A 13995-nucleotide genomic window follows, 5' to 3' on the forward strand; every position below is an offset into this window, starting at 1 on the left:
CGCAAAGGTGGTGACCCCGGCCCTTCCGACAACGAAAGCCCCTCTCCTCGTTTGCTGAGCAGGCGCCCGGACGAGCGCTGGGAGGGTGCGGCGCGTCGTGGCAAGCTGCGGGCCTTCATGTGGAACTGGGTGCACCAGCTGGCGGAGTGGGGACGGACGGATGTCCCGTTCGCCGTCGTCACGGTGACGGAGTGCAAGGGCAGCACGCCCGCGGCTCCCGGCGCGAAGCTGCTGGTGCGCGCTGACGGCACCTTCCACGGCACCATTGGCGGCGGTCACCTGGAGCAGCTCGTGCTCCAGGACGCACGCGGGTGCCTGGACAAGGGCGAGGCACGCACGTTCCGCTATCCGCTGGGCGCGAAGCTGGGCCAGTGCTGTGGAGGGGTCGTGGACGTCTTCGTCGAGCCCGTGAACCACGGGCCGCAGCTCTACCTCTTCGGCGCGGGCCACGTGGGCCAGGCCCTGTGCCGCATCCTCGAAGGCACGCCGTTCCGCGTCCACCTGGTGGACGAGCGCGCGGAGTGGGTCCAGTCGCCGCAGGTGCCGGCCTCGGTGGCTCGCCACGAGGAGCCCTGGGACGAGTTCGCCACGAACGCCCCCTGGGATGACCGGCGCACGTATGTGGCGGTGATGACGCACCGGCACGACGTGGATCAGGCCATCATCGACTTCGTCATCCAGAAGCCGGCCCGCTACATCGGCCTCATTGGCAGTGACACCAAGTGGGCCCGCTTCCGGCAGCGGCTGGAGGCGAAGGGCCTGCCCGCCCGGCAGGTGGGCCGTGTCCAGTGCCCCATGGGGCTGCCCATCGGGGGAAAGTCGCCTCAGGAGGTGGCGGTCAGCATCGCGGCGGGGCTGCTCCAGCTCCACCATGGGCTGTCCCCGGAGCCCGGACCTCAGCCGTTGCCCGCGCCCCTGCTATCCTCCGAGGGATGAGCACCCCTTTCGAGTTCCGGCTCAATGGCCAGACCGTCCGGGTCGACGACGCGTCGCCCAACACCACGCTGCTGGACCACCTGCGCTCGCGCGGATTGACGGGCACCAAGCAGGGCTGCGCCGAGGGGGACTGCGGCGCGTGCACCGTGGCGATGGTGGATCAGGACCACCGGGGCCAGAAGAACCTGCGCGCCTTCAACAGCTGCATCGCGCTCCTGCCCATGGTGGCCGGCCGCGAGCTCGTCACCGTGGAGGGAGTGGGCCGGCGCGACGCGCCCCATCCTGTGCAGCAGGCGATGGTGAAGCACTACGGGTCGCAGTGCGGCTTCTGCACCCCGGGCTTCGTCGTCTCCATGGTGGAGGCATACTGCCGCAAGGACGCGGGCTCGCCGGAGGCCGTGGCGGATCAGCTCTGCGGCAACCTCTGCCGCTGCACCGGCTACCGCCCCATCCGCGACGCGATGATGGACGCGCTCGCCACCCGCGACGCGAAGGGTGAAGGGCCAGAGCTCCCGGGCGTGTCGCTGGACGGGCCGCCCTCCCCCGTCCCCCCCCTGCGCTACGAGGCGCGCGACGGACTGTTCCTGCGTCCGGGCACGTTCGAGGACCTGCTCGCGCTGCGCGCCCTGCACCCGGAGGCGATGCTCGTGGCCGGGGCCACCGAGCTGGGCGTGGACATCACCAAGAAGTCGCGCCGCTACCCCTTCCTCATCTCCACCGAGGGCGTGGAGTCCCTGCGCGCCATCCGCCGTGAAGCGGACGGCTGGTACGTGGGCGGCGCCGCGTCGCTGGTGGACGTGGAGGACGCGCTGGGCGAGGAGGTACCGGAGCTCGCGAAGATGCTCAACGTCTTCGCCTCGCGGCAGATCCGCCACCGCGCCACGCTGTCGGGCAACCTCGTCACGGCGTCGCCCATCGGCGACCTGGCGCCGGTGCTGCTAGCGCTGGACGCCCGCCTCGTCCTCGCCTCCGTGCGCGGGGAGCGGACGGTGGCGCTCAGTGACTTCTTCCTCGCCTACCGCAAGACGGCGCTCCAGCCGGACGAGGTCGTCCGCGTCATCGTCGTCCCCCACGCCCCCGCGAAGGACAGCGGGCTCACGCGCCATGCGGACAGCTTCAAGGTGTCCAAGCGCCGCGAGCTGGACATCAGCATCGTCGCGGCGGGCTTCTGCATCGAGACGGACGCCCTGGGCCTCGTGCGCACCGCGAGGCTCGCCTACGGCGGCGTTGCGGCCACCCCCGTGCGCGCGCGCGACACCGAAGCGCTGCTCGTGGGCCACCCGTGGAACGCCGAAGCAGTGGCCCGCGTACGGGCGACGCTGGCGCAGGAGTTCTCCCCCATCACGGACCTGCGCGGCAGCGCGGACTACCGGCGCGGACTGGTGGTGTCGCTGCTGGAGAAGTTCGTCTCCGGCGAGCGCAGCCCCGTGCTGGACGCGCGCCCCCGCTTCGTCACCGGGGAGCCCGCCCCGTCTCCGGAGCCTGCAGAGCCCACGGAGCCCGCGGCGGACACGGGGCGCGAGCTGCGCCACGAGAGCGCGCTGGGCCACGTGACGGGCAGCGCGCAGTACGTGGACGACCTCGCGCAGCGCCGCCCCATGTTCACGGTGTGGCCGGTGATGTCGCCGCACGCGCACGCGCGCATCCTCCGCCGTGACGCCAGCCCCGCGCTGAAGGTACCCGGCGTGGTGAAGGTGCTGCTCGCGGAGGACATCCCGGGCATGAACGACACCGGGCCCATCCGCCACGACGAGCCGCTGCTCGCGAAGGACGAGGTCCTCTTCCACGCCCAGGTGGTGGCGCTCGTCATCGGAGAGACGCCCGAGGCCTGCCGCGAGGGCGCCCGGCAGGTGGTGGTGGACTACGAGCCGCTGCCCGCCGTGCTCACGCTAGACGAGGCGCGCGCGCAGGGCAGCTACCACACCGAGCCGCACGTCATCCGCCGGGGCGACGTGGACAGCGCGCTCGCGTCCAGTCCGCACCGGCTGGGCGGCCAGTTCGAGATGGGCGGCCAGGAGCACTTCTACCTGGAGACGCACGCCGCCTTCGCGGAGCCGGGCGAGGACGGCGACCTCACCGTGACGTCCTCCACCCAGCACCCGTCGGAGGTGCAGGCCGTCATCGCGCACGTGCTTCACCTGCCGCGCAGCCGCGTCGTGGTGAAGGCGCCCCGCATGGGCGGCGGCTTCGGTGGCAAGGAGACTCAAGGCAACGCGCCCGCCGCGCTGGTGGCGTTGGCCGCGGTGCTCACGGGCCGCGCGGTGAAGTGGATGCTGGACCGGGACGTGGACATGGTCGTCACCGGCAAGCGCCACCCGTTCCACGCGGACTGGGAGGTGGGCTTCGACGCCACGGGCCGGCTGCTCGCGCTGCGCGCGGACCTCGTGTCCAACGGCGGCTGGTCGTTGGATCTGTCCGAGTCCATCACCGACCGCGCCCTCTTCCACCTGGACAATGGCTACTACGTGCCGTCGGTGCGCTACACCGGCCGCGTGGCGAAGACGCACCTGGTCTCCAACACCGCCTTCCGGGGCTTCGGCGGGCCGCAGGGCATGCTGGTGATGGAGGACATCCTGGGCCGCATCGCGCGTGTGCTGGGGCTTGCGCCAGAGGCCGTGCGCCAGCGCAACCTCTACGACGGCACCGGCGACACCAACACCACGCACTACGGCCAGGAGCTGGAGGACAACCGGCTGCCGAAGCTGTGGAGCGACCTGCTGGAGTCATCCGACTTCGCGAAGCGCCGCGCGCAGGTGGATGACTTCAACGCGAAGAGCCCCCGCATCAAACGCGGCCTCGCCATCACGCCCATGAAGTTCGGCATCTCCTTCACCGCCACCTTCCTCAACCAGGCGGGCGCGCTGGTGCACGTCTACCGCGACGGCTCCGTGCTGCTGTCGCACGGCGGCACGGAGATGGGCCAGGGGCTGCACACCAAGATGCAAGGCGTGGCCATGCGCGAACTGGGCCTGTCCGCGGACCGCGTGCGCGTGGCGCAGACGGCCACCGACAAGGTGCCCAACACGTCCGCGACGGCGGCCTCCAGCGGCTCGGACCTCAACGGCGCGGCGGTGCGCGAGGCGTGCATCACCCTGCGCGAGCGACTGGCGCCGGTGGCCGCGCGGATGCTCGTGCAGCGGCACGGGCAGGCGGTGTCCCCGGACGCGCTGGTGTTCCAGGACGGGCACATCGCGGCGGCGTCACTTCCCGGCCAGGGGCTGCCCTTCGCGGACGTGGTGGAGGAGGCGTACCGCGACCGCGTGGGCCTGTCCGTCACGGGCTACTACCGCACGCCGGGCATCGGCTACGACCGGGTGAAGGGGCGGGGCAAGCCCTTCCTCTACTTCGCCTACGGCGCGGCGGTGAGCGAGGTGGAGGTGGACGGCGACACGGGCATGAAGCGCGTGGTGCGCTCGGACCTGCTGGAGGACGTGGGCGACTCGCTCAACCCCGGCGTGGACCGGGGCCAGGTGGAGGGCGGCTTCGTGCAGGGCCTGGGGTGGCTCACCGGCGAGGAGCTGAAGTGGGACGCGAAGGGGCGGCTGCTCACGCACTCGGCCAGCACCTACGCGGTGCCCGCCTTCAGCGACGCGCCCATCGACCTGCGCGTGGCGTTCATGGAGCGGGCGGAGCAGCAGGGCACCATCCACGGCAGCAAGGCCGTGGGAGAGCCCCCGCTGATGCTGGCCCTGTCCGTGAGGGAGGCGCTGCGCGACGCGGTGGCCGCCTTCGGACAGCCGGGCGGCGACGTGGAGCTGCCGTCGCCCGCCACTCACGAGGCGCTCTTCCTCTCCATCCAGAAGCGGCGCGCCCGGGAGGTCCACGTTCCGGTTCTGGACGCCGCGCGCGAGGTGGCGTGAGCCCGGCCCGGGTGCGGCAACATGCCACGGCATGTCCACCCGGACCGTGCGTTAGACAGGGGCACCTCTCAAGGAAGCCCCCATGCCCTCCGTGCTCCGCTCCTGCGTCCTCGCTCCGCTGGCCCTCGTCGGCGTCCTCGGCTGTGGTGAAGACGCGCCTCCAGCCCCCCTGCGGGTGGACATCCCCGTCACCGCGCGCGTGGGACTCCTGCCCTTCGCCTGTGGAACCGTCTACACGGACGTCGGGACGACGAAGACGACCTACGAGCCGATGGACTTCCGCGTCTACGTCCACGACGTGCGGCTGGTGACGTCGGGCGGACAGGAGGTGCCCGTCACGCTGGAGGACGACGGCGTGTGGCAGCACGACGGTGTGGTGCTGCTGGACTTCGCGAACAAGGACGGCCTGTGCACCCAGGGCACGGCGGGGACGAACGTGTCCATCAAGGGCACGGTGCCCCCGGACACCTACGCGGGCCTGCGCTTCAAGCTGGGCGTGCCGGAGTCGTTGAACCACGGAGATGTGTCCACCGCGCCCGCGCCGCTGGGGGACACCGGCCTGTTCTGGAGCTGGCGCTCCGGCTACCTCTTCACGCGCATCGAGGGCCGCACCGCCGGCCTGCCGGAACACGTCATGCACCTGGGCAGCACCGACTGTGCGCCCCCCCCCGAGGGCCAGACGAACGGCACCGCGGGGTGCACGTACAACAACCGTCCGGAGGTGGTGCTGGACGGCTTCACCGTGGGGGCGAACCAGGTGGTGCTGGACCTGGGCGCCCTCTTCGCCGGCTCCAACCTGGACGTGAACGCGAGCGGGCCCAACACGGCCGTGGGCTGCATGTCGTCCCAGGGCGACGTGGACTGCGCGCCGCTCTTCGAGCGCCTGGGGCTCGCGTTCGGAGCGCAGGCCGCGAACCCCGCGGCGCAGTCCTTCATCCGGGCTGAATAGGAGCACGCCACCGTGGCACGACGACGATGGCAGCCGTGGGGGTGTCTGGCGGTGGCGCTGCTGGCCGTGGGCTGCGGTGAGCCCGCGCCCACCGGACCCGCTCCGTACGACTGGAAGCTGCCGGCGGGCTTCCCCACGCCGCGCGTGCCGGAGGACAACCCGATGTCGGAGGCGAAGGTGCGGTTGGGCCGCGGCCTCTTCTACGACCCGCGCCTGTCCTTCAACGGCACGCAGTCCTGTGGCTCCTGCCACGAGCAGGCCCGCGCCTTCACGGACGGGCGCACGCACGCGGTGGGCAGCACGGGCCAGACGCACCGCCGCAACGGGCAGGGGCTGGCCAACGTGGCGTATGCGACGAGCCTCACGTGGGCCAACTCCGCGCTCCTCACGTTGGAGTCACAGGTGCTGACGCCGCTGTTCGGCAAGGAGCCGGTGGAGCTGGGGTTCGCGGATCAACAGGAGGTGCTGCTCGAACGGCTCCGGTCGGATCCGGAGCTGTCGGCGCGCTTCGCGGAGGCGTTCCCCGCCGAGTCCCCGCCGGTGTCGCTCGCCACGCTGACGCGGGCGCTGTCGGCCTTCGAGCGGACCCTGCTCTCCGGCACGTCGCCGTATGATCGCTATCTGCAGGGAGGCGCGGTGGACGCGCTGAGCCCCGCCGCCAAGCGAGGCCTGGAGCTGTTCCTGTCCGAGCGCATGGAGTGCGACCACTGCCACTCCGGCTTCAACTTCCAGGACGCCACGGCGCACGAAGCCACGCCGGAGCCCATCCTCCCATTCCACAACACGGGCCTCTACAACGAGGACGGCCGGGGCGCGTACCCGGCCACGGACCCCGGCCTCATCGAGCTGACGGGCCGGCCGGAGGACATGGGACGCTTCCGCGCACCGTCGCTGCGCAACGTGGCCGTCACCGCGCCGTACATGCACGACGGCAGCCTGGCGACGCTCTCCGACGTGCTGGACCACTACGCGGCGGGAGGCCTCGCGCGGACCCGGAACAACGGCGCGGCGAGCCCCCTGCAGAGCGCCTTCGTACGAGGCTTCACGCTGACGCCCGACGAGAAGGCGGACGTCATCGCGTTCCTGGAGTCGCTCACGGACACGGAGTTCCTGGGCGACCCGCGCTTCGCGGATCCGAACGCCGCGCCGTGAGCCCGGGCCGCCGCTAACGCACGGGCGGCTTCAAGTCCTCCGGCAGCCGGTCACCCGGGGGACGCTCCAACGTCCCGGGACGCTCCATACCGGAGGGGGCCTGCACGCCCGCGTCGGTGGTGGACGGAGGCGAAACGGGGGGCTTGTCCGAACAGGCGGCAAGGGCCCCGACAACCATCACGAAGAGCAGATGGCGCATGGTCGCGGTCTCCCGGCCCATGTCAGTACTTCACCCAGATGACCGTGCCCGGATGGATCTCCTTGAGCGGCTGCATGCCGGGCTCCTTCTCGATGAGCGCCTGCGTGGCGGGGTTGAAGCTGTACGCCTGCGCGCCGGACCAGACGATGAGCGCGTCCTTGAACACCGTGAGGTCGTGCACGTGCTCCTCCACCGTGTACTGATTCCAGCCCGGAAGCCGCGCGGGCAGCAGGTAGAGTGACGGGGCCGGGTTCTCCGCGGGCGCCGTGCCCGCGTCCCCGTCGTGGCTGTGCTCGCCGGCCGTGCCCGTCCAGCCCACCGTCGTCTCCACACCCGCGGGCGTGCGACACGTCTGCTCGGTGGGGAAGAACACCGGGGTGAACGGCCGCGAGGGCAGCTTCGCGCGCAGGCCGAAGTGGTAGTAGTGCGAGTCCGCCGCCTTCACGTCCCCCGCGGCCTTCGTCCACGTCACCGCCGTCACGTTGCCGGCCCCGTCCTTCTCCACCTCCGCCTTGCCGAACGTGGAGTCCACCGGACGCACGCCCGTGACGCCCTCCGGGATGCGCACCTTCACCCGGTACGTGTCCGCGCCGTCACACCCGTGGCCCACGGTGAAGTCGGCATCGAAGGACGCGCCCGCATGGGGCGGCGTGGGGCCCGCGACCGTCACATGCGCGAAGGCGACGGTGGAGAACAGCGAACCCGCGACGACACACACCGGACCCAGGGGAAGCTTCATCGGCCGACTCCAGACGCCAAAGAGAGGGCTCGCAGATAGCAGCCCTGTCCCAGGACCCCGGGTGCGGTCAATTGCCGCAGCGTCCACCTCCGACACCCCAGGCCACGGCCATGTCGGACGCTTCTCCTATCCTCCACGTTGAAGTCACAACCACCTGAATGCGTGGAATCCATTTCTCACAGGCAATTCACAGTCACTTCGTTCGTGAAGACGGAAGCGTCCGCATGCCTGGCGGGCCAACGGACGCGGACCCACACACGGAGCGTGTTCCCGCGACACGATCCGATGTGTCACGTTTCCAGTGAAAAAGAGAGTTGTTCCGCGAGCAGGGATGTCCCCGGGTTCCGACCTTGGGGGTTATGTGAATGTTCCCCCATTCGCGGCAGAAGAGTCTGGCGGCCCTGACCCTCCCTGAATTCCGTCATCATGAAATCAAGCCCCCGACCCCAGCCCCTGAAAGGCGAACTCCGCCCGTGCGCGAAGCGCGGCGGTGCTTCAAGGGGTGGGGGGGATTGCTCACACGCGCGCCAGACGATACATGCGCGACACATCGCCCTTCACGGTCGGTGCAGCTTGAGACCGACCTCTTGAACACCCGTTTCGCCGGGCGAGAACTGCCCCCCGGCCCCTGAATCCGCAGCTCCGTGCTTCCCGTGCACGGAAAGCCCCCGTCGCATCCCAGGAGTCGCGTCCATGCCCAGCGGCACGTCGTCCGGCCCTTCCCCGGCCTCCGCCCTTTCGTTTTCCACGCTGGTGGAATTGCTGCGCGTCCGAGCCCAGACCCAGGGAGACCGGCGCGGCTTTACGTTCCTGCTGGACGGCGAGACGGACGAAGCGCACCTGACGTACGCGGAGCTGGACCAGAAGGCCCGCGCCATCGCGGCGGCGCTCCAGGCACGCGGCGCCCAGGGGCAGCGGGCGCTGCTCTTGTATCCGCCCGGGCTGGACTACATCGCCGGGTTCTTCGGCTGTCTGTACGCGGGCGTCATCGCGGTCCCCATCTATCCACCCGACCCCATGCGTCTGGCGCGCACGCTGCCGCGCCTCCTGGCCATCAGCCAGGACGCGCAGGCCACCGTCGCCCTCACCACCGACTTCATCTATGGCATGGGGGAGATGCTCTTCGAGCAGGCGCCGGAGCTGCGGGAGCTGCACTGGATCGCCACCGACACGCTGGACGCGGAGGTCGCCGAAGGGTGGCGCGACCCGGGCGTGGCCACCGACACGCGGGTGTTCCTCCAGTACACGTCCGGCTCCACGTCGTCGCCCAAGGGCGTGGTGCTCACGCACGGCAACCTGCTGCACAACTCGAAGCTGATCCACTCCTGCTTCGGTCACTCCACCGAGAGCCAGGGCGTCATCTGGCTGCCGCCGTACCACGACATGGGCCTCATCGGAGGCATCATCCAGCCGCTGTACGGCGGCTTCCCGGTGACGCTGTTCTCGCCGGTGGACTTCTTGAAGCGCCCCATGCGCTGGCTGGAGGCCATCTCCCGCTACAAGGCCACGACGAGCGGCGGGCCCAACTTCGCGTTCGACCTGTGCGTGCGCAAGTCCACGCCGGAGGAGCGCGCGAAGCTGGACCTGAGCCAGTGGGACCTGGCCTTCAACGGCGCGGAGCCCATCATGCCGGACACGCTCCGGCGCTTCGCGGAGGCCTTCGGTCCGCAGGGCTTCCGCTCGGAGGCCATCTATCCCTGCTACGGCCTCGCGGAGGGCACGCTCATCGCCTCTGGCGGTGACAAGCGCGAGCTGCCCATCCAGCGCACCGTGGACGCGGGCGCGCTGAAGGACAACCGCGTGGTGGCGGCGGAACCCACGCACAAGGGCGCCCAGACGCTGGTGGGCTCCGGCCGCAACCTCACGGACCAGCGGCTCGTCATCGCGCACCCGGAGACGGGCAGACCGCTGCCGGCAGGCCAGGTGGGTGAGATCCGCGTCGCGGGGCCCAGCATCGCCCAGGGCTACTGGGGCCGTCCGGAACAGACGCAGGCCACGTTCCAGCAGCCGCTCACCGGCACGGATGATCCGACGACGTTCCTGCGCACGGGCGACCTGGGCTTCCTGGACGGCGGCGAGCTGTTCGTCACCGGCCGCCTGAAGGACCTCATCATCATCCGCGGGCGCAACCACTACCCGCAGGACATCGAGCGCACGGTGGAGTCCAGCCACCCCGCCATCCGTCCCGGCTGCACGGCGGCCTTCTCCATCGAGCAGGACGACGAGGAGCGCCTCATCGTCGTGACGGAGGTGGACCGCCGCGCGGTGGAGCGCGACGGTGTGGACCTGGAGTCGCTGTCGCAGGGCATCCGGCAGGCCGTCGCGGCAGGGCACGACCTGCAGGCCCAGGGTGTGGTGCTGCTCGGGCCGGGCGCCATCCCGAAGACGTCCAGCGGGAAGATCCAGCGCTTCGCCACCCGCGCGGAGTACACCGCCGACACGCTGGAGGCGCTGCACAAGAGCATCCTCGCCGCGCCCGTGGCGCCCGTGGCCGCTGTCCCGGAGACCGCCGTGACGGAGGCGCCCGCCGCGCCGGTGGGCCCCGACGTCAGCATGCTGGTGAAGATGCTGGCGGTGGTGCAGGACCCCACCGCGCGCCGCGCGATGGTGGCCGTGTTCCTCCAGGAGCAGGCCGCGCAGGTGCTGCGGCTGCCCACCGCGCAGGTGGACGTGCAGAAGCCGCTGCATGCCTACGGCGTGGACTCGCTGATGGCGGTGGACTTCAAGAGCGCCGTGGACGCGGGGTTGGGCATCGACCTGCCGCTGTCGGACGTGCTCCAGGGCGTGTCGCTGTCGAAGCTCGCGGAAGCCGTGGTGACGCTGCTGTCGGCGCCCCGCTCGGAGCAGGCGTCGGGCCCGGTGGCGGCGGCCACCGCCAAGGGGGATGCGCCCCTGTCCGGCGGCCAGCAGGCCCTGTGGTTCATGCACCAGCTGGCACCGGACAGCGCGGCCTACCACGTGCCCGTCGCGGTGCGCGTGCGCGCCGGGCTGGACGCGAACGCCCTCCAGGGCGCCTTCGAGGCGCTGGTGGCCCGCCACCCCGCCCTGCGCACCACGTTCGTGATGGCGGCCACCGGCCCCGTGCAGCACGTGCACGCGGACCTGCCGCTGGACTTCGTCGCCACCGACGCGAAGGGCTGGAGCGAGGCGCAGGTGACGGAGCACCTGGCCGCCGAGGCCCGCCGTCCGTTCGACCTGGAGAAGGGCCCGCTCCTGCGCGTGCGCCTCGTGTCGCGCGCGGCGGAGGACCACGCGCTGCTCATCGCCATGCACCACATCGTCACCGACTTCTGGTCGCTGGCGGTGATGGCGGAGGAGCTGGACGCGCTCTACCCCGCGCTGCGGCTGGGCAAGCGGCCCACGCTCGCGGCGCCCGCGCGCACCTACGCGGACTACGCACGCTGGCAGGCGGAGATGCTCGCCGGGGCGCGCGGCCAGGCGTTGGAGAAGTACTGGCGCGAGCAGCTCTCCGGGACGCTGCCGGTGCTGGACCTGCCCACGGACCACCCCCGTCCCCCGGCGCAGACGTTCAACGGCCGGGTGCACACGAGTCGGCTCGACGCGGGCATCACCGCCGCGGTGAAGTCGCTGGCGCGCGACCACGGCGCCACGCCCAACATGGTGCTCCAGACGGCCTTCCAGGCCCTGCTGCACCGCTACACCGGCCAGCAGGACTTCACGCTCGGCGTGGTGAGCGCGGGCCGCGGACGCGCGGAGCTGGCGGGCATCACCGGCTACTTCGTCAACCCGCTGGTGGTGCGCACGCGGCCGTCTCCCATGCTGTCCTTCACGGACTACCTGGCCCAGACGCGCCAGACGATGCTGGGCGCGCTGGAGCACCAGGACTACCCGTTCAGCGCGCTCGTGGACCGGCTGCAGCCGGTGCGCGACCAGAGCCGCTCGCCGCTGTTCCAGGTGATGTTCGTCTACCAGCGCGCGTCCAAGCTGGATGAGCGCGGCCTCACGCCCTTCGCCCTGGACATCCCGGGCGCGCGCTCCACCGTCGCGGGCCTGCCCATTGAATCCCTGGTGCTGGAGCACGGCGGCGCGCAGTTCGACCTCACGCTCACCATGGGCGAGGCGGACGGAGAGCTCGTCGCGTCCTTCGAGTACAACACCGACCTCTTCGAGGCCGGCACCATCGAGCGGATGGCCGGGCACCTGCGCACGCTGCTGGCCGGCGTCGCGGCGCAGCCCCGCTCCACGCTCGCGCGGCTGCCGCTGCTCACCTCCGGGGAGCAGCACCAGCTGCTCGAAGGCTGGCGTGGCCCGCGCATCACGCTTGGCGACACGGACATGCTGCCCGCGCTCTTCGCGGCGCAGGTGGCGCGCACGCCGGACCACGTGGCGGTCCTCTTCAAGGACGCGCAGCTCACCTACCGCGAGCTGGGTGAACGCTCCGCGCAGCTGGCCGCGTGGCTCAAGGCGGCGGGCGTGAAGCCGGGCGACATCGTGGGCCTCTGCCTGGAGCGCTCCGTGGAGACGCTGGTGTCGGTGCTGGCCGTGATGGCCGCGGGCGCCGCCTACGTCCCCATTGATCCCGCCTACCCCTCCGAGCGCGTGGCCTTCATCCTGGCCGACACGCAGGCACAGGTGTTGCTCACGCAGTCCTGGCTCCAGCGCACGCTGCCCACGGGGACGACGGCGCGCACGCTGTTCGTGGATCAGCCGCTGGACAGCGCGCTCTCCACCGAGCCCGCCGCGACGGTGCGCGCCGGGGACCTGGCGTGCCTCGTCTACACCTCCGGCTCCACCGGTCAGCCCAAGGGCGTGATGCTGGAGCACGGGGGCCTGGCGAACCTGGTGCGCTCGTTCGTGGAGTCGTATGCGCCCACGGCGAAGGACCGGATGCTGCCGCTCACGTCGGTGGCCTCCGCGAGCTTCGTGGGTGAAATCCTCCCGCTCCTGTGCACGGGCGGCGCGCTGGTGCTGCCCACCGAGGATGAGATCCTCGACCAGGAGAAGCTCTTCCAGCTCATCACCCGCCACACCGTCACCATCGTGAGCACGGTGCCCGCGGTCATCGCGGGGCTCAACGCGCGCCTGGACGAACTGCCGCCCCTGCGGCTGGTGCTCTCCGGCGGCGAGGCGCTGGTGGCCAGCGACGTGGAGAAGCTGCTCGCCACCACGCCGGTGGTGAACGGCTACGGCCTCACGGAGACGACGGTGTGCACGACCTACCACCGCATGGCGGTGGAGGACCTCCAGGGCCACGCGTGGGTGCCCATTGGCCGGCCCATCATCAACACGGACGTCTACGTGCTGGACGCGGAGCGCAACCTGCTGCCCGTGGGCGCCACCGGCGAGCTGTACGTGGGCGGCCTGGGGCTCGCGCGCGGGTACTGGCAGCGGCCGGAGCTGACCTCCGAGCGCTTCGTCGCGCACCCGTTCCGCTCGGGCGAGCGCCTGTACCGCACCGGCGACCGCGCGCGCTGGCTGCCGGACGGGGTGCTGACGTTCCTGTCCCGCGCCGATGATCAGGTGAAGATCCGCGGCTTCCGCATCGAGCTGGGAGAGGTGGAGGCCGCCGTGCGCCGCCACCCCGCCGTGCGCGACGCGTTCCTGATGGCGCGCGAGGACTCACCCGGGGACAAGCGGCTCGTGGCGTACCTGGTGTTCTCCGAGCCTGGGGCAGGCACTGAGCCCGTGCCCACGCACACGGACCTCAACACCTTCCTCGCGGAGGCGCTGCCGCCGTACATGCTGCCGTCCGCGTACGTGCCGCTGGCCGCGCTGCCGCTGTCCACCAACGGCAAGGTGGACACCAAGGCGCTGCCCGCGCCGGAAGGGGCCCGGCTGGCCTCCGCCGCGGCCTACGCGCCGCCGCAGAGCGCGGTGGAGCGCAGCGTGGCCACCATCTGGCAGGCGGTGCTGAAGGTGGATCGCGTGGGCCTGAACGACAACTTCTTCGAGCTCGGCGGCAACTCGCTGCTCATCGCGCAGGCGCACCGCCGGCTGCGTGAGGAGTTGGGCGCGAACCTCGCGTTGGTGGACATGTTCAAGTTCACCACCGTGAGCGCGCTCGCCCAGCACCTGGCGAACAAGGGCGAGGACTCCGGCGCGGCGTCGCAGAAGATCAAGGACGAGGCGGAGCGTCGCCGGGCCGCCCAGGCGCGGCGTCAGCAGACGCGCGGCCGTGGCAAGTAACGACTTTCTGGCA

The 13995-nt window shown here is 71.3% G+C and carries 7 protein-coding genes; 5 read left to right on the top strand and 2 right to left on the bottom strand.

The genetic code is table 11. The annotated features are described in order from the left end of the window. Nucleotides 1-51: 51 nt before the first annotated feature. From xdhC to D7V97_RS02555, 4 genes are all read left to right on the top strand, one after another. Nucleotides 52-936, top strand: a complete 885-nt coding sequence (gene xdhC / locus D7V97_RS02540) for a xanthine dehydrogenase accessory protein XdhC (protein ID WP_233582471.1) — start codon at nucleotides 52-54, stop codon at nucleotides 934-936. Beyond that, a complete protein-coding gene (gene xdhB / locus D7V97_RS02545; RefSeq protein ID WP_120608972.1) occupies nucleotides 933-4796 on the top strand; it encodes a xanthine dehydrogenase molybdopterin binding subunit in 3864 nt (1287 codons plus the stop codon). Before xdhC ends, xdhB begins: the two co-directional genes overlap by 4 nt. 82 nt (nucleotides 4797-4878) lie before the next feature. Then, a complete protein-coding gene (locus D7V97_RS02550) occupies nucleotides 4879-5745 on the top strand; it encodes an MbnP family copper-binding protein (RefSeq protein ID WP_120608973.1) in 867 nt (288 codons plus the stop codon). A gap of 12 nt (nucleotides 5746-5757) precedes the next feature. Then, on the top strand, nucleotides 5758-6897 hold the full coding sequence (locus tag D7V97_RS02555; protein WP_120608974.1) for a methanobactin export MATE transporter MbnM: 1140 nt from the start codon (nucleotides 5758-5760) through the stop codon (nucleotides 6895-6897). Between the two features lie 13 nt (nucleotides 6898-6910). Here the strand turns inward: D7V97_RS02555 and D7V97_RS02560 are convergent, their stop codons facing one another. Both D7V97_RS02560 and D7V97_RS02565 read right to left on the bottom strand, forming a co-directional pair. Continuing rightward, on the bottom strand, nucleotides 6911-7117 hold the full coding sequence (locus tag D7V97_RS02560) for a hypothetical protein (RefSeq protein WP_120608975.1): 207 nt from the start codon (nucleotides 7115-7117) through the stop codon (nucleotides 6911-6913). Between the two features lies 1 nt (nucleotide 7118). Continuing rightward, a complete protein-coding gene (locus tag D7V97_RS02565) occupies nucleotides 7119-7835 on the bottom strand; it encodes a YcnI family protein (RefSeq protein WP_120608976.1) in 717 nt (238 codons plus the stop codon). 693 nt (nucleotides 7836-8528) lie between these two features. Here D7V97_RS02565 and D7V97_RS02570 point away from each other — a divergent pair. Next, a complete protein-coding gene (locus D7V97_RS02570; RefSeq protein ID WP_120608977.1) occupies nucleotides 8529-13982 on the top strand; it encodes a non-ribosomal peptide synthetase in 5454 nt (1817 codons plus the stop codon). Nucleotides 13983-13995: the final 13 nt, after the last annotated feature.

It is taken from the genome of Corallococcus sp. CA053C, assembly GCF_003611675.1.
In the GTDB taxonomy this organism is placed as follows: Bacteria; Myxococcota; Myxococcia; order Myxococcales; family Myxococcaceae; genus Corallococcus.